9 protein-coding genes are annotated in these 16,197 nt (G+C 64.3%); 4 read left to right on the forward strand and 5 right to left on the reverse strand.

Annotation, left to right across the window (positions count from 1 at the left end; genetic code table 11):
• Positions 1-31 precede the first annotated feature (31 nt).
• The 4 genes from ligA to P8H27_RS20195 form a co-directional block, all read right to left on the reverse strand.
• On the reverse strand, positions 32-2,410 hold the full coding sequence (gene ligA, locus P8H27_RS20180; protein WP_289639532.1) for an NAD-dependent DNA ligase LigA: 2,379 nt from the start codon (positions 2,408-2,410) through the stop codon (positions 32-34).
• 433 nt (positions 2,411-2,843) lie between these two features.
• A complete protein-coding gene (gene zipA, locus P8H27_RS20185; protein ID WP_289639534.1) occupies positions 2,844-3,671 on the reverse strand; it encodes a cell division protein ZipA in 828 nt (275 codons plus the stop codon).
• 277 nt (positions 3,672-3,948) lie between these two features.
• Positions 3,949-7,446: a chromosome segregation protein SMC gene (gene smc, locus P8H27_RS20190; RefSeq protein ID WP_289639535.1), complete on the reverse strand. Its 3,498-nt coding sequence runs from the start codon at positions 7,444-7,446 to the stop codon at positions 3,949-3,951.
• A gap of 1 nt (position 7,447) precedes the next feature.
• Positions 7,448-8,107, reverse strand: coding sequence for a GntR family transcriptional regulator (locus P8H27_RS20195; RefSeq protein WP_289639537.1), 660 nt, complete (start codon positions 8,105-8,107; stop codon positions 7,448-7,450).
• Positions 8,108-8,582: 475 nt separating this feature from the next.
• Between P8H27_RS20195 and xdhA the strand changes: the two genes are divergently transcribed.
• The 4 genes from xdhA to guaD all read left to right on the forward strand — a co-directional run bounded on the left by xdhA (position 8,583) and on the right by guaD (position 14,834).
• Positions 8,583-10,022, forward strand: a complete 1,440-nt coding sequence (gene xdhA, locus P8H27_RS20200) for a xanthine dehydrogenase small subunit (protein WP_289639538.1) — start codon at positions 8,583-8,585, stop codon at positions 10,020-10,022.
• Positions 10,015-12,411: a xanthine dehydrogenase molybdopterin binding subunit gene (gene xdhB, locus P8H27_RS20205; RefSeq protein WP_289639540.1), complete on the forward strand. Its 2,397-nt coding sequence runs from the start codon at positions 10,015-10,017 to the stop codon at positions 12,409-12,411. Before xdhA ends, xdhB begins: the two co-directional genes overlap by 8 nt.
• Before the next feature lie 209 nt (positions 12,412-12,620).
• Positions 12,621-13,454 (forward strand): xanthine dehydrogenase accessory protein XdhC, encoded by an 834-nt coding sequence (xdhC, locus tag P8H27_RS20210; RefSeq protein WP_289639542.1) that lies wholly within the window; start codon positions 12,621-12,623, stop codon positions 13,452-13,454.
• 75 nt (positions 13,455-13,529) lie between these two features.
• Positions 13,530-14,834 (forward strand): guanine deaminase, encoded by a 1,305-nt coding sequence (guaD, locus tag P8H27_RS20215; RefSeq protein ID WP_289639543.1) that lies wholly within the window; start codon positions 13,530-13,532, stop codon positions 14,832-14,834.
• 309 nt (positions 14,835-15,143) lie between these two features.
• On the opposite strand, the gene P8H27_RS20220 is transcribed toward guaD, so the two are convergent.
• On the reverse strand, positions 15,144-15,914 hold the full coding sequence (locus tag P8H27_RS20220) for a GntR family transcriptional regulator (protein ID WP_289639544.1): 771 nt from the start codon (positions 15,912-15,914) through the stop codon (positions 15,144-15,146).
• Between the last annotated feature and the right edge of the window lie 283 nt (positions 15,915-16,197).

Below are 16,197 nucleotides of genomic sequence, written 5' to 3' on the forward strand. Positions count from 1 at the left end.
GCGGCCCTCCTACAAAAGCAGCCGCTCGGTTTCAGACAACCACGCCGTAATCCGCCATCAGCGCGACAAACTCGGCCTCGTCCAGCACCTTGAGCTGCAATTCCTGGGCCTTGGCCAGCTTGGAGCCGGCGCCTGGCCCGGCGACTACGCAGCTGGTCTTGGCCGATACCGAACCGGCCACCTTGGCGCCCAGGCTTTCCAGCTTGTCTTTGGCGACATCGCGACTCATGACTTCCAGGCTGCCGGTCAGCACCCAGGTCTGGCCGGCCAGGGGCAAGCCTTCGATGGCTTTCTTCTCGCTCTGCCAATGCATGCCGAACTCGCGCAACTGGGCCTCGATGGCGCGTGCCTGTGCGATATTGGCTGGGTTGGCGAAAAATTCGCGCAACGCCTGCTTGCCCTTCTCGTTGAGGCCCTTCATCACGCTCAGTTCCAGCCAGTCCTGGCTGAGTTCGATCACCCGTTCGAGGCTGCCGGCCTTGTCCGCCAGGTGCTTCGCGCCGGTGACGGCGATGCCGGCGATGTTCAACTTGTCGAGCAAGCCCGCCAGGGTTGCGCAGCCGGCGAACTCCGGGTGCACCTCGCCCTCCTCCTGCAATTCGATGCCACGCTCGAGCAGCTGGGCGATCACCGTGCGGTTGTGCGCGTCGCGGAAAAAGCCGTGAATTTCGTGGGCGACCTCCAGGCCGACATCCGGCAGGTAGGTCAGCACTTGCGGCAGCGCCTGCTCGATGCGCCGCAACGAAGCCAGCGCGCGGGCCAGCACCTTGGCGGTTTCCTCGCCGACATCGGGGATGCCCAGGGCGTAGATGAAACGCGCCAGGCTCGGCTGGCGGCTGGCGGCGATGGCCGCCAGCAGGTTGTGGCTCGACAGTTCGGCAAAACCGTCCAGGCCGACGACCTGCTCGAACTTCAGGGTGTAGAGGTCGGCCGGCGAACTCACCAGGCCTTCGTCGACCAGTTGCTCGACGCTCTTCTCGCCCAGGCCTTCGATGTCCATGGCGCGCCGCGAGACGAAATGGATGATCGCCTGCTTGAGCTGGGCGGCGCAGGCCAGGCGGCCGACGCAGCGGTAGATCGAACCGGCGCTGAACGACTCCTTGCCCTTGCTGCGCTTGACCAGTTGGGTGCGCTCGACGCGGGAGCCGCATACCGGGCAGCTCTCGGGGATCAGCACCGCTCGCGCATCGGCCGGACGCCGCTCGCTGACCACCTGCACCACCTGCGGAATCACGTCGCCGGCACGGCGGATGATCACCGTATCGCCGATCATCACGCCCAGACGCATGACTTCGTCCATATTGTGCAGGGTCGCATTGGATACCGTGACGCCCGCCACCTTGACCGGCTGCAAGCGCGCCACCGGGGTGACGGCGCCGGTGCGACCGACCTGGAACTCGACATCCAGCAGCTCGGTCAGCTCCTCCAACGCCGGGAACTTGTGGGCGATGGCCCAACGCGGCTCGCGCGCACGAAAACCCAGTTCGCGTTGATAGGCCAGGCTGTTGACCTTGAACACCACGCCGTCGATTTCATACGCCAGCGCGTCACGCTTGGCGCCGATGGCGCGGTAATAGGCCAGGCACTCCTGCACGCCTTTGGCCAGCTGCAGTTCGTGGCTGATCGGCAGCCCCCAGCCCTTGAGCGCTTCGAGGATGCCGATATGGCTGTCCGGCAACTCGCCCTGCACCTGGCCGATGCCATAGCTGCATAACTGCAACGGACGGCTGGCGGTGATCTTCGGGTCGAGCTGGCGCAGGCTGCCCGCCGCGGCGTTGCGCGGATTGGCAAAAGGCTTGCCGCCGTTTTCCAGTTGCCGGGCGTTCAATGCCTCGAAGCCGGCCCGGGACATGAACACCTCGCCGCGCACTTCCAGCACCGGCGGCCAGCCGCTGCCGTGCAGTTTGAGCGGAATATTGCGGATGGTGCGCACATTGACGCTGATGTCCTCGCCGGTACTGCCGTCGCCACGGGTGGCGCCGCGTACCAGCAGGCCATCGCGATACAGCAGGCTGACGGCCAGGCCATCGAGCTTGGGCTCGCAGCTGTACTCCACCTCGGCACCGTCACCGAACAGATCGCCGGACGGCAGATCCAGCCCCTCACGCACGCGGCGGTCGAAGTCCAGCAGGTCGGCCTCCTCGAAGGCGTTGCCGAGGCTGAGCATCGGCACCTCATGCTTGACCTCGCCGAAGGCACTCAAGGCGCTGCCGCCGACCCGCTGGGTCGGCGAGTCGGCCGTCACCCACTGCGGATGCTCGGCCTCCAGCGCCTTGAGTTCATTGAACAGGCGGTCGTACTCGGCGTCTGGCACGCTCGGCTCGTCGAGCACGTAGTAGCGGTAGTTGTGTGCATCGAGCTCGCTGCGCAGCTGGGCAATGCGTTCGGCGGCGGTTGGGGTGGCGGACATAATTCACAAGCCGTAGCTGCAGGCGTGAAGCTGGAGGCGGCGGCCGGGTAGTTCCGGCCCTGGCCTCCAGTTCAACCTTTGGTTGATATTCAGGCGCAGGATTCTAGCCGTTTGCCGGCTGGCCTGCCTTGGCTATGTGGCCGCGAAGCTTCTGCCGCTGAACAGAGCTGGCAAGTGGGAGCCGAAAAACCAAAAGCATCGCGCCGGGGCGGCCCTCCTACAAAAGCAAAAAACACCGCATCTCCTGTAGGAGGCGCGACCTCGCGGCGATAGCGGACGCAGTCCGCTCAACAAGCACAAGCATCGCGCCGGGACGGCCCTCCTACAAAAGCAGCAGGCACCTCTGACGGCAGGCATAACCGCCAAGCAGAAACAACAAAGCCTCAAACCAAGCGCGCGGCTTGTAGCTTGAGGCTTATTCTTCGCAGCCGGTTTAGCGTTTGTTGGTCAACTGCTTGCGCTCATATTCGACGATGCGCTGGCGGTAGTGCTCGATGGTTTGCGCGGTCATCACGCTGCGCTGGTCATCCTTGAGCTCGCCGTTGAGTTCGTGGGCCAGTTTGCGCGCGGCGGCAACCATCACGTCGAACGCTTGCTTGGGATGACGCGGCCCCGGCAGGCCGAGGAAAAAACTCACCGCGCGGGTGTTGAAGCCTTCTATATCGTCGAGGTCGAAAGTGCCCGGTTTGAGCGCATTGGCCATGGAGAACAGCACTTCGCCGTTACCGGCCATGCTTTCGTGGCGGTGGAAAATATCCATCTCGCCGAAACGCAGACCGCTTTCCAGAATATTCTGCAGCAGCGCCGGGCCCTTGAAGCCGCCGTCTTCGCGGGCGATCACGTTGATCACCAACACCTCTTCGACCGGGGGCAACGCTTGGCTGGCGTGGGTGGCCTTCTCCTTGCGCGAGGCGGGCGCGCCATCCTCCACCGGATTGAGCAGCGTCGGCACCGGCTCGTCCAACCCCAGATTCAGATCGCCCTGCTGCGGCTCGCCATTGCGGCGACGATTCAATTCGCGGGCGCTCAGCGAGGGCAGATCCTGCTCGTCCAGCGATGGTTCCTGGTGGCGATCGACGACCCGTGGCGAACCGAGCAAACCGGGATCGTCATCGACTTCCGGCAGATCGGCAAAACTGCGGTCGAGTTTGAACTTCAATTTACCCTTGCCACCGCGCATGCGCCGCCAACCATCGAACAAGATGCCAGCGATCACAATGATGCCGATGACGATCAGCCATTCGCGCAGACCGAATTCCATGAAATACCTTGACCCCTAATTGAAAATTTTATGAAAAAAGGCATCCCAGCCCCTGCTGCGTCAACTGTAAAACGTGGCGCCAACTCCATGTTCTGACAGGCGTTTCCCACGCATAACGAAAGTGGACGATAAGCTAGCACGACAAAAGATAACTTTACACAGCCGACAAGCCGTTAAAAAACCCTGTAAGCCACTTTGTTGTAGACCATCGCCGGGTTCGGACAGGCCGTTGCTCGTTGCCGCGCTGCGGCTGGTGGACGCGGAGCGCCCGGGCGGATCATGCCTCCACCATGGCCAAAGCCTCCTCGACATCCACGCTCACCAAACGCGAACAGCCCGGTTCATGCATGGTCACGCCCATCAACTGATCGGCCATTTCCATGGCGATCTTGTTGTGGGTGATATAGATGAACTGCACTTTTTCCGACATTTCCTTGACCAGGCGGGCATAACGGCCGACGTTGGCGTCGTCCAGCGGCGCGTCCACTTCGTCGAGCATGCAGAACGGCGCCGGATTGAGCTGAAAGATGGCGAACACCAGAGCCAGCGCGGTCAAGGCCTTCTCCCCGCCCGAGAGCAGATGGATGGTGCTGTTCTTCTTGCCGGGCGGGCGCGCCATGATGGTGACCCCGGTATCGAGTAGATCTTCGCCGGTGAGTTCCAAATAAGCGTTGCCGCCCCCGAAAACCTTGGGAAACAACGCCTGCAAGCCGCCGTTGATCTGATCGAAGGTTTCCTTGAAACGGTTGCGGGTTTCCTTGTCGATCTTGCGGATGACGTTTTCCAGGGTGTCCAGCGCCTCGACCAGGTCGGCGTTCTGTGCATCCAGGTAGCGCTTGCGCTCGGATTGCTGCTGGTATTCGTCGATCGCCGCCAGGTTGATCGGGCCGAGGCGCTGGATGCGCGCGGCCAGCCGCTCCAACTCCTCTTCCCAGGCTGTTTCACTGGCCTCAGCGGGCAAGCTCGCGAGCACCCCGTGCAGGTCGTAATGGTCTTCCAGCAGCTGATCCTGCAGGGCCTTGCGCCGCACGCTCAGGGCTTGCCACTCCATGCGCTGCTGCTCCAACTGGCCACGTAACAGCTGGGCCTGCTGTTCGGCCTGGGTGCGGCGCTTCTCCGCATCGCGCAGTTCACGGTCGGCGTCTTCCAGGGCCAAGCGGGCCAGTTTGAGCTGCTCTTCCACGGCCATGCGCTTGTCGAGCAGCTCTTCGAGCTTCAGGCGCAGCTCTTCCAGCGGTGCCTCGCCCTCTTCCAGGTTGAGGCTGAGCTGTTCGCGCTTCTCGTGCAGGCGCTCGGCCTGCGCTTCGAGACGCTGCAGAGCCTGGTGGGTGGAATCATGCTGGGCCTTGAGCGAACCCAGGCGCACGGCCAACTGATGGGTGTGATCCTTGTGCTGGCGAGCCTCCTGGCGCACCCGGTCGAGCCGCTCGCGCAGGGCATCGCGGCTGGCCAGCAGGCGTTCGCGCTGTTCATTGTCGGTGGCCATGGCGTCGAGGGCCTCTTGCAGCTGCACGCGCGACTCGCCCAGTTGCTCGTGTTCGATCTCGCGTTGTTCGGCCAATTCGAGCAGTTCGCTGTCGAGGCGACGACGGCGCAGGGTCAACTGCTCGACCTTGGCTTGCCCGGCGGACAGTTGCGCCTTCAACTCGCCGAGCAAACGGGCCCGATCCTGCAATTGCCGGCGCTGCTGCTCGCGCAGCTCCTCCTGCTGCCCCTGGCTCTCGCGCAGGTGCCGCAAGCGCTCGTCGAGCAGCGCCAGGGCCGCCTCACGCTCCTCGCGTTCCAGGCCCAGGCGTTCGAGTTCCTGGCCACGCGCCAGCACGCCGCTTTCGGCTTCGCTGGCACGCCGCACCCGCAGAAAATGCCGGCCGACCCAGTAGCCGTCGCGGCTGATCAGGCTGTCGCCTTCGCCCAGGCTGGCGCGGGCGGCCAAGGCATCGTCCAGGGTCTGCACCGGTTTGACCCTGGCCAGCCAGGGCGCCAGGTCGATGCCGGCCTCGACCTTGTCGAGCAGGCTGCCGGCTACGCGCGCGCCGCCTTTATCCGGGCTGGCCAGGCGCAGGTCGCCCTGGGTCAGGCCGGCGAAGTCCAGGCCGCCCAGATGATGGCTATCGTCCAGCAGCACCGCTTGCAGGTCGGCGCCGAGCACGGTTTCCACCGCCAACTCCCAGCCGGCCTCGACCCGCAGCCCTTCGGCCAGACGCGGGCGCTCGCTCAGGTGCTGCTCGCGCAGCCAGTCGCCGACGCCCTTGCCGGGATCGAGCGCGGCCTGCTGCAAGGCTTCCAGCGAGGCCAGGCGGCCGTTCAGACGTTGCAGCTCGCCCTGCGCCTGCTGCTGGGCCTGGCCGGTCTGCTGTAGTTCGTTGCGCAGTTGCTGCAGGCGCTCGGCTTGCTGCTCTTCTTCCAGCTGCAAATCTTCCAGGCCCAGTTCGCTGGCCGCGATCTGCTCGCCCAATTCAAGAATGGCCGCGTCTTCCGGATCGGCCGCTAACAGCACAAGCTCGTCGTCGAGGCGGCGCTGGCGTTCGCCCAGGCGCTCCAAGCTCTGCTCCAACTGCCGAATCCGCGATTGCTGTACCTCGGCCTGACGACGCGGCTCGGCACTGCGCTGGTTGAAACCGTCCCACTGCTCCTGCCAGCCGCGCATGGCGCTCTCGCACTCTTCCAGCGCGGCGGCGGCCTCCTCGGCGGCAGCGGCGCTCAGCTCCTGCTCGGGTTCGAGCATGGCCAGCTCTTCGCCGAGGGTAGCCAGCAGGGTGCGGTCGTGGCCCAGGTGCGATTCGGTCTCCTGGCGCGCGCGCTCGGCTTCGCGCAGGTCGTCCTGCAACTGGCGCAGGCGCTGCTGGCCATGCTGGATGCTCTGCTCGACCCGGGCGATATCGCCGCCCACCGAATAGAAGCGCCCCTGCACCAGGTTGAAGCGCTCGCTCAACTCGTGGTGACCGTCGCGCAGGCGCTCGATGCTGGCATCGGCGTTGCGCTGCTCGGCGACCAGTGCCTCGAAGCTGACTTCCTGATTGCCGATCACCGCCTCGCGCTGGCCGACCTGCTCGTTCAGCGCCTGCCAACGCAGGGCCGTCAGTTGGGCCTTGAGCTGGCGTTCCTCGGCCTTGTATTCCTGGTATTTCTCCGCCGCCTGGGCCTGACGGTGCAAGCGTTCGAGCTGGCGCTCCAGCTCCTCGCGCAGGTCGCTCAGGCGCGCCAGGTTCTCGTGAGTACGGCGAATGCGGTTCTCGGTCTCGCGACGACGCTCCTTGTACTTGGAGATGCCGGCGGCTTCCTCGATGAAATTGCGCAACTCTTCCGGCTTGGCCTCGATCAGCTTGGAGATCATGCCCTGTTCGATGATCGAATAACTGCGCGGACCCAGGCCGGTGCCGAGGAAGATATCGGTGATGTCGCGCCGGCGGCACTTGGTGCCGTTGAGGAAATAGGTGTTCTGGCTGTCGCGGGTCACTCGGCGGCGGATGGAAATTTCGTTGTAGCCGGCGTACTCGCCGGTCAGGGTGGCGTCGGAATTGTCGAAGATCAGCTCGATACTGGCCTGGGTCACCGGCTTGCGGGTGTTGGAGCCGTTGAAGATGACGTCGGTCATCGACTCGCCACGCAGGTTCTTCGCCGAGCTTTCGCCCATCACCCAGCGCACCGCGTCGATGATGTTGGATTTGCCGCAACCGTTGGGCCCGACCACCGCCGCCATGTTGCTCGGAAAGCTCACGGTGGTCGGGTCGACGAATGACTTGAAACCGGCCAATTTGATGCATTTCAACCGCATATCAGCGCTCGGCCAGGGTCGCCAGGACCAGTTTGCAGTTGTGCTCGCCATAGGCCAGCAGCACTTCGCGCACGCGCGGGTGATCGCGGGCGATGATGGCCTGCAGCAACTCGCCGAAGGCGTTGAGAAACTGCCCCATCTCGCCTTTGCGCCGTTCCAAGGCCAGATAATAGGTACGGCTGATCGCCGGCAGCAGGTTCTCCACGGTTTCCTGCAGATAAGGGTTGTGCGAGAACGGATACGCCGCGCGCATGATGTTGAAACTGTCCTCGACAAACGCATGGATGTCTTCGCGCTGCAGACAGCCCAGCAGGCGCTGCTGGATGAGCCGGAACGGCGCCAGATCCGCTTCGAGCCGCCAACTATCGGTCACCGCCCGAGCGAGCAGGATGTACAGCTCGATGACCAAGTCGTAGAGGCTCTTGACGTTGTGCGGGGTCAGTTCGATTACCTGGGCGCCTCGGCGCGGCAGGATCGTAATCAGGTGGCGCCGCTCGAGAATCAGCAACGCTTCACGCACCGAACCGCGACTGACGCTGAGCGACTGGGTGACTTTCTGCTCCTGAATCCGCTCGCGCGCCTTCAATTCACCACGAATGATGCGTTCCGCAAGGTGATGAGCGATCTGCTCGGCGAGGCTGTCCGGCGCCTTGAACGTCATGATCTTCCTTAGGCTCTGTAGACCTATTGGGCAAGCGGGCGGGTCTGCGGCCCCCACCAGTGCTGGCGCGGGGGCGGAAAAACGAGCGGCGAGTGTAACACAGGGCGTTGCCGGGCCAGCTAGTCGCGGCGCTGGGGCGGACGGCCGGCTCGGTGCGCGGGAAGGAGGCGATCAATGGCACTCGCCCTTGGGCTTTTGGCTGCGCGCGTAACCGATCCCTGCCCCAGGCCAGGACGGCGCTGAGATAAAACCGACTAGCCTTCAACGGCAACCCTTGGCGTTCGAGCGGCTCATAACCGAATCGCATGACAACCACCTGACCGAAGAGTCAAATATTTGTTGACCCAAAAGTCAGAAAACTCTAGATTTGCCCCATGGAAGGCCGTGTCAAAACGCCGCATCGGTATGCCCGGCGTTTCTACACGAGCCGATACGTACCGCTCGTAAAGAACAATAAAGTGCCTGGAGGTCGTCCTTGATCCAGTTTTTACTCAACCGGGAGCTGCGTAGCGAGCAGCAACTCGACCCTAACGTCACCGTGCTCCAGTACCTGCGTGAGCACCTCGGCAAGTCCGGCACCAAAGAAGGCTGTGCCTCCGGCGACTGCGGTGCCTGCACCGTGGTGGTCGGCGAGCTGGATGGCGAGCGCGTGCGCTACCGCACCCTCAACTCCTGCCTGACCTTCGTCGCCGCCCTACACGGCAAGCAACTGCTCAGCGTCGAAGACCTCAAGCACCAGGGCCAACTGCACAGCGTGCAACAGGCCATGGTCGACTGTCACGGCTCGCAGTGCGGCTTCTGCACCCCCGGTTTCGTCATGTCGCTGTTCGCCCTGCAGAAGAACAGCGCAGGTTTCGACAAGGCCGACACCCTCGAAGCCCTGGCCGGCAACCTGTGCCGCTGCACCGGCTACCGGCCGATCATCGATGCCGCCGAACAGGCCTGCTGCCAGCCGCAGCCGGATCAGTTCGACGCCTTCGAGGCCGAAACCGTCGCCCAACTGAAAGCCATCGCCCCGCGCGAAACCGCCGAGCTCAATAGCGGCGACAAGCGCTGCCTGCTGCCGCTGACGGTCGCCGACCTGGCCGACCTCTACGCCGCCAACCCCGAGGCCCGTCTGCTCGCCGGTGGCACCGACCTGGCCCTGGAGGTCACCCAGTTCCACCGCGAGTTGCCGGTGATGATCTACGTCGGCCATATCGAAGCGATGAAACGCGTCGAAGCCACCGCCGACAGCATCGAGATCGGCGCCGCCACCGCCCTGACCGACTGCTACGCCGCGCTGGCCGAGGAATACCCGGACTTCGGCGAGTTGCTGCACCGCTTCGCCTCCCTGCAGATCCGCAATCAGGGCACCCTGGGCGGCAATATCGGCAACGCCTCGCCGATCGGCGACGCCCCGCCGCTGCTGATCGCCCTCGGCGCGCAGCTCGTCCTGCGCCAGGGCAGCGCGAGCCGCACCATCGCGCTGGAAGACTACTTCCTCGACTACAAGGTCACCGCCCGCCAGGAAGGCGAATTCATCGAGAAGATCATCGTACCGCGCGCCCAAGCCAAGCAGACGTTTCGCGCCTACAAGGTGTCCAAGCGCCTGGACGACGACATCTCCGCCGTGTGCGCCGCCTTCAACCTAGAGGTTAAGGACGGCGTGGTGCAGAACGCCCGCATCGCCTTCGGCGGTATGGCGGCGATTCCCAAGCGCGCCGCCGCCTGCGAAGCCGCCCTGCTCGGCGGCGTCTGCTATCCGGCCGATATCGAGCGTGCCTGCGCCGCCTTGGCCGAAGACTTCACCCCGCTCAGCGACTTCCGCGCCAGCAAGGAATACCGCCTGCTCATCGCGCAGAACCTGCTGCGTAAATTCTTCCTCGAGCTGCAAGCTCCCGACGTCGAAACCCGGGTGACCGCCTATGTCTAGCCATCGCAAAGTTCAGAAAACCCAGGCCGATCTGGCCGAGCTGTTTCGCGCCGAGATCACCACCGGCGTCGGCCGCAGCGTCAAGCATGAGAGCGCCGACAAGCACGTCTGCGGCGAGGCGGTGTACGTCGACGACCGCCTGGAGTTCCCCAACCAGCTGCACGTCTATGCGCGCCTGAGCGACCGCGCCCATGCCCGTATCCTCAGCATCGACACCTCCCCCTGCTATGCCATTCCCGGGGTAGCCATCGCCATCACCAGCCAGGACGTGCCCGGCCAGCTGGACATCGGCCCGGTGGTGGCCGGCGACCCGCTGCTGGCCGACGGCAAGGTCGAATACGTCGGCCAGGTGGTGCTCGCGGTCGCTGCCGACAGCCTGGAAACCGCGCGCAAAGGGGCCATGGCGGCGATCATCGAGTACGAAGACCTGGAGCCGGTGCTGGATGTCGTCGAAGCGCTGCGCAAGCAGCACTTCGTCCTCGACAGCCACCAACACAAGATCGGCGACTCCGCCGCGGCCCTGGCCACTGCGCCGCACCGCCTGCAGGGCAAGCTGCACATCGGCGGCCAGGAGCACTTCTATCTGGAGACCCAGGTGTCTTCGGTGATGCCCAGCGAAGACGGCGGCATGCTGGTCTACTGCTCGACGCAGAACGCCACCGAGGTGCAGAAACTGGTGGCCGAGGTGCTCGGCGTGGCCATGCACAAGATCGTCATCGACATGCGCCGCATGGGCGGCGGCTTCGGCGGCAAGGAAACCCAGGCCGCCGGTCCGGCCTGCCTGTGCGCGGTGATCGCCCACCTCACCGGGCGGCCGACCAAGATGCGCCTGCCGCGCATGGAAGACATGAGCATCACCGGCAAGCGCCACCCCTTCTATGTGGAATACGATGTCGGCTTCGACGACGACGGCCTGCTGCACGGCATCCAGATCGAACTGGCCGGTAACTGCGGCTATTCGCCGGATCTGTCCGGCTCCATCGTCGACCGCGCGATGTTCCACGCCGACAACGCCTATTACCTCGGCAACGCCACCATCAACGGCCACCGCTGCAAGACCCACACCGCCTCCAACACCGCCTACCGCGGCTTCGGCGGCCCCCAGGGCATGGTCGCCATCGAGGAGGTCATGGATGCGGTCGCCCGCAGCCTGTGCAAAGACCCGCTTGAGGTGCGCAAGACCAACTACTACCGCAAGACCGAGCGCAACGTCACCCACTACCACCAGACGGTCGAGCACAACGTCATCCACGAGATGACCGCCGAGCTGGAGGCCAGCAGCGACTATGCCCAGCGCCGCGAGGCAATCCGCGCCTTCAACGCCGGCAGCCCGGTGCTGAAGAAGGGCCTGGCGCTGACCCCGGTCAAGTTCGGCATCAGCTTTACCGCCACCTTCCTCAACCAGGCCGGCGCGCTGATCCACATCTACACCGACGGCAGCATTCATCTGAACCACGGCGGCACCGAGATGGGCCAGGGTCTCAACACCAAGGTCGCGCAGATCGTCGCCGAGGTGTTCCAGGTCGATATCTCGCGCATCCAGATCAGCGCAACCAACACCGACAAGGTGCCGAACACCTCGCCTACCGCGGCTTCCAGCGGTACCGACCTGAACGGCAAGGCCGCGCAGAACGCCGCCGAGACCATCAAGCAGCGCCTGGTCGACTTCCTGGTGCGCGAGTACCGGGTCACTGCGGAAGACGTCGAGTTCCGCAACGGCCAGGTGCGCGTGCGCGAGCAGTTCCTCTCGTTCGAGGAGCTGGTGCAGAAGGCCTACTTCGCCCAGGTTTCGCTGTCGTCCACCGGCTTCTACCGCACGCCGAAGATCTATTACGACCGCGACAAGGCCGCTGGCCGGCCGTTCTACTACTTCGCCTACGGCGCCGCCTGCGCCGAGGTGCTGGTCGACACCCTAACCGGCGAATACCGGATGCTGCGCACCGACATCCTCCACGACGTCGGCGCCTCGCTGAACCCAGCCATCGACATCGGCCAGGTGGAAGGCGCGTTCGTCCAGGGCATGGGCTGGCTGACCACGGAAGAGCTGGTGTGGAGCGACAAAGGCAAGCTGCTGACCAACGGCCCGGCCAGCTACAAGATCCCGGCCATCGCCGACATGCCGCTGGATCTGCGGGTCAAGCTGGTGGAAAACCGCAAGAACCCGGAAGACACGGTGTTCCACTCCAAGGCCGTCGGCGAGCCGCCGTTCATGCTCGGCATCGCCGTGTGGTGCGCGATCAAGGATGCGGTGGCGAGCCTGGCCGATTACCGGGTGCAGCCGGCGATCGACGCCCCGGCCACCCCGGAGCGGGTGCTCTGGGGCGTGGAACAGATGAAGCAGTTGCAGCAGCCGGCCAAAGCCGTGGCGGCAGAGGTCGAACCGGCCTGAACCGTAGCCTGGATGCAATCCGGGGAAACCCTCTCCCGGATTGCATCCGGGCTACGATCTGAAGCAAACGGGTGTAGAACAATGACAAGACACACCGAAACGAAAACCCAACCGGCACAGCCGGCGCCGGTTCCGCTACTGGAACCCTCGCCGAGCAACTGGCGCCTGCCGCGCCCGGGGCAACTGCCGCCGACCTGGAGGCTGAGCAAATGAGCTGGATCAGTGCCCTCGCCGAACTGCAACAGCAAGGCGAACCCTGCGTGCTGGTGACCATCATCGAAGAGCGCGGCTCGACGCCGCGCAACGCCGGCTCGAAGATGGTGGTCACCGCCGAACGCATCTTCGAGACCATCGGCGGCGGCCACCTGGAGTACAAGGCCATGCAACTGGCCCGCGAGATGCTCGCCAGCCGTAGCCAGGACACCCGCCTGGAGCGTTTCAGCCTCGGCGCCAGCCTCGGTCAGTGCTGCGGCGGCGCCACCGTGCTGCTGTTCGAGCCCATGGGCCAGCCCCAGGCGCAGATCGCCGTATTCGGCGCCGGCCACGTCGGCCGCGCCCTGGTGCCGCTGCTCGCCAGCCTGCCGTGCAAGGTGCGCTGGATCGACTCGCGGGAGAACGAGTTCCCCGTCCAGATTCCCGCCGGGGTGGACAAGGTGGTCAACGACGAGGTGGTCGACGAGGTCGACGCCATGCCGCCGGGCAGCTATTTCATCGTCATGACCCACAACCACCAGCTCGACCTGGAGCTGACCGCCGCCATCCTGGGGCGCAACGATTTCGCCTACTACGGTCTGATCGGCTCGCAGAGCAAGCGGGCCAAGTTCGAGCACCGCCTGCGCGACCGTGGCTTCAATCCGGCCGTGGTGACACGTATGCGCTGCCCCATGGGCCTGGCCGAGGTGAAAGGCAAATTGCCGGTGGAGATCGCCGTGTCCATCGCCGGCGAGGTGATCGCCACCTACAACGCCGCCTTCGGCCAAGACGTGAAGAAGGGCGAGCCGAGCATCGCCAAGCTGCTGCCGGCCTCACGCCGAGCGCAGTAGGGTGCGCCGCGCGTACCGATAGCCCATTGACCCTGGTGCGCACGGCGCACCCTACGCATGATCGAGATGCACTAGATGACTAGTAATGTAAAAGCCTACCGCGCCGCCATCCTGCACAGCCTCGCCGACCCCGCCGTGGTCGGCGTCGAGGCGTCCTATGAATACTTCGAGGATGGCCTGCTGCTGGTCGAGGACGGGCGGATCGCCCGGGTCGGCCACGCCGCCGAGCTGCTACCCACGCTCAAAGGTGTAGAGGTCGTCGAATACCGCGACGCGCTGATCACCCCCGGCTTTATCGACACCCATATCCACTACCCGCAGACCGGCATGATCGCCTCCTACGGCGAGCAGTTGCTCGATTGGCTGAATACCTACACCTTCCCCACCGAACGCCAGTTCGCCGACAAAGCCCATGCCAGTGACGTCGCCGAGATCTTCCTCAAGGAGCTGCTGCGCAACGGCACCACCACCGCGCTGGTGTTCGGCAGCGTACACCCGCAGTCGGTCGACGCCTTGTTCGAGGCGGCCGAGGCGCTCAATCTGCGGATGATCGCCGGCAAGGTGCTGATGGATCGCAACGCCCCGGATTACCTGACCGACACGCCGCAATCGGGCTACGCCGAGAGCAAGGAACTGATCGAGCGCTGGCACGGCAAGGGCCGCCTGCACTATGCGGTGACCCCGCGCTTCGCCCCGACCAGCAGCCCGGAACAGCTGGCCCTGGCCGGCCAGCTGTTCCGGGAGTATCCGGATCTGTATATGCACACCCACCTGTCGGAGAACCGCCAGGAGATCGAGTGGGTGAAAGAGCTGTTCCCCGAGCGCACGGGCTACCTGAACGTCTACGACCACTACCAGCTGATCGGCGCGCGCGCGGTATTCGCCCACGGCGTGCACCTGTGCGACGAGGAATGCCGGCGCCTGGCCGAAACCGGCTCGGCGGTGGCCTTCTGCCCCACCTCCAACCTGTTTCTCGGCAGCGGTCTGTTCGACCTCAACAAGCTGGAACAACACGGCGTGCGCGTCGGCCTGGGCACCGACGTCGGCGCCGGCACCAGCTTCAGCCAGCTGCAGTCGCTGAACGAGGCCTACAAGGTCATGCAGCTGCAGGGCAAGAAGCTCGACCCGTTCAAGTCGCTGTACCTGGCCACCCTCGGCGGCGCCCAGGCGCTGTACCTGGACGACAAGCTCGGCAACTTCGCCAGCGGCAAGGACGCCGACTTCGTCGTGCTCGACTACCACGCCACGCCGCTGATCAGCTACCGCCTGCAGCAGGCCAAGAGCCTGGCCGAGAAGCTGTTCGCCCTGTGCATGCTCGGCGACGACCGCGTGGTGCAGGAGGCCTTCGCCGCCGGCCAGTCGGTGCATCGTCGCGATTAAGGGATCGCAATCCCAGGGTGGGTTAGCAGGCCGTTGAAAAACTACTGCGCTCGGCTATGCGGCGTTGAAATCGGCCTCAAAATGCTCATTTACAGCACGTAAACTGCGCTTTTTCGGCCGATTTCGCCTTGCCTAGCCTTCGCTCGCTACATTTTTCAACGACCTGTTAGCGGCGCATGGCTACAACGGCTGAATCGGGCCGAGTATTCGAGCGCCGCGTAACCCACCGCGATTGCACGCCATGCCGCGGGGTTGCGTACACCGCTGCCGGGTTACGCGATCCGCCCCCACCTACGGAATGGCTGCCAATCAACGACTGGCAGGATTACGTCCTGGCTTTTTCTTGGCGGTCTGCAACAGGTGCGAAAACACCGCGTGCAGGTCGTCCGAGGCGCTCTCCTCGTCGAGGTTGAGCTTGCTGTCGATATGATCCATGTGATGCATCATCAGGCTGACCGCCTTGACCGCATCACGCGCTTCGATGGCATCGATCAGTTGGTTGTGCTCGTCGTAGGAGCAGTGCGAACGACTGCCGCTTTCGTACTGGGCGATGATCAATGAAGTCTGCGACACCAGGCTGCGCTGAAAGCTGACCAGGGGTGCGTTCTTCGCCGCTTCGGCCAACTTCAGGTGGAACTCGCCGGACAGGCGAATGCCCGCACCACGATCGCCACGGGAGAAGCAGGCTTGCTCGTCCTGAACCATTTGCCGCAACTCGACCAGTTGCTCGGCCGTGGCATGCAGCACCGCCAATTCGGTGATCGCGCGCTCGACCATGCGTCGGGCGTAGAAAATCTGCCGGGCCTCTTCCACGCTGGGACTGGCCACCACCGCGCCACGATTAGGCCGCAGCAGCACGACGCTTTCATGGCCCAGGCGCGACAAGGCGCGGCGGATGATGGTGCGACTGACGCCGAAGATCTCACCCAAGGCCTCTTCGCTCAGTTTGGTGCCCGGCGCCAAGCGCTGCTCAAGGATGGCGTCGAAGATATGCGCGTAAACGATATCGTCCTGAGTCCCGCTATGGCTGCTTTTGCCGGTTCCCGGCTGTTTCTTGAGGGGCTGCAATTGCTCGTTCATTCTGGCTCGCGTTTAAAGAAGTTCGGCCTGTTTCCGAGACTCTAGCAGTCTGTCGGACTTCACACTGTTCTACGGCGGAAAAACCGGATTTGATCATTTTTTTGCGCGCGCCTGCGTTAAATAAAGCGACTATTTGCCACAAAACCGCGCAAAAAATGCAGCAAGCCGGACTTCCCCTCGCTACGGACGGTCAAACCCGACAGCGCTGCTAGCGCTATCCACCCAGCGCCTGACAAGCCGTAGGGGGTGAAAAGCAACAGGAAAACACTGACGTATTGTACAC

It is taken from the genome of Pseudomonas sp. sp1636, from assembly GCF_030376615.1.
Lineage (GTDB): Bacteria > Pseudomonadota > Gammaproteobacteria > Pseudomonadales > Pseudomonadaceae > Aquipseudomonas.